Raw genomic sequence first — 1,232 nt, forward strand, 5'->3', positions numbered from 1 at the left:
GGCGAGTGCGCGGTCGAGCCGCTGGCCGACGGCTGGCTGGTCCGCCCGCTGACCGGCTCGGCCGGGGCGGTCGGCGAACAGACCGCCGACGCCCGGCTGGTGCTCGACCTCAGCAGGTCCGACCACCCGGAGGTCTCGGTGCGCGGCGGCGCCGGCGACTGGTCGCACCAGCTCAGCCCGCGCCACGCGGAGCTGCTCCTGCTGCTGGCCACCCACCAGGCCGGACGGACGGCAGCCCAGTTGGCCGAGGCGCTGTTCGGCGACCCGGGCAGGACGGTCACGGTACGGGCCGAGCTGTCCCGGCTGCGCCGCTACCTGGGCGGGCTGCTGGAGCACCGCCCGTACCGGTTCGCCGAGTCGGTGCAGGTCGAGGTGGTCCGCCCGGTGGACCCCTACCAGCTGCTGCCCAGCTCCTCGGCCCCCGGGATCCGGCGGCTGCGCGCCCTGCTGGACACCGACACGCTGCTGCTGCCGGGGTGCCGCACCACGGCACCGGCGCCGGGCGAGCACCGGGTGCCCAGCCCCCGCGCGGCCACCGCCCGCGCCTGACGCCTGGTCAGACGCTGCCGGTTCCCCGGCTGCTCGGTCGCCCCTGGGTGCGCGCGGCTCAGTCGCCGCCCAGCAGCAGGTCGACCAGTTGCGCGTCGGTGGGCCCGCAGTCCGGCTCGGTGCCCTCCGGGACCTCCTGGTAGGTGCGCTCCAGCCAGTCGCGGACCCGGGCCGCCGAGGCCTCCAGCAGCGCGCTGCCGTACGGGGACTCCAACGCCAGGTGCAGGGTGGCGCCGTGGCAGGGGCAGTGGGCCGGCCACAGCCGCACGTCGCCCTGGCCGGTCAGCCCGCGCAGGCCGTCCCGGAGCAGGTCGCGGGAGAACACCCAGTCCACCTCGTCCGGCCGGCCCAGGTGGAAGGTGACCAGCACCTCGTACGGGCGCTGCGGCTCGTAGCGGAACCGGGTGGGGACAGTGCCGACCCGGTCCCGGCCCAGGGCGATGCGCAGGGTCAGGACCTCTTCGACGGGCAGGGCCGGTCGAAACGGCAGCGGCGACCGGGCGCCTGCTCCGGTCTGGTAAGGGGCTCCGCCACTGGCGGACAGTGGATCGCGCGGCATGGCTGTTACTCCGGGGCGAGACGGGACCGGGCCAGCCTGCTCCGCCGCCCCCGCCCCCCGCAAAGGTTGCAGGGGGTTGCAGCGGACTCCGTTCGGGCCGCGTGACCGCCCGCGCGGCCAGGAC

At 76.5% G+C, this 1,232-nt stretch carries 2 protein-coding genes; one reads left to right on the forward strand and one right to left on the reverse strand.

What is annotated here, in order from left to right; genetic code table 11:
* Positions 1-549: helix-turn-helix domain-containing protein (locus tag C7C46_RS35570; protein WP_181442668.1), on the forward strand; the 549-nt coding region annotated here is incomplete at its 5' end.
* 58 nt (positions 550-607) lie between these two features.
* Here the strand turns inward: C7C46_RS35570 and C7C46_RS33030 are convergent.
* Complete coding sequence (locus tag C7C46_RS33030; protein ID WP_110673595.1) at positions 608-1,108, reverse strand: SsgA family sporulation/cell division regulator; 501 nt, start codon at positions 1,106-1,108, stop codon at positions 608-610.
* Between the last annotated feature and the right edge of the window lie 124 nt (positions 1,109-1,232).

The sequence above is a fragment of the Streptomyces tateyamensis genome, from assembly GCF_003205575.1.
Classification (GTDB): domain Bacteria; phylum Actinomycetota; class Actinomycetes; order Streptomycetales; family Streptomycetaceae; genus Kitasatospora; species Kitasatospora tateyamensis.

Bases quoted from the DNA above. Each gene is read 5' to 3' on its own strand.
- C7C46_RS33030 (WP_110673595.1), bottom strand. From the start codon at position 1,108: ATGCCGCGCGATCCACTGTCCGCCAGTGGCGGAGCCCCTTACCAGACC.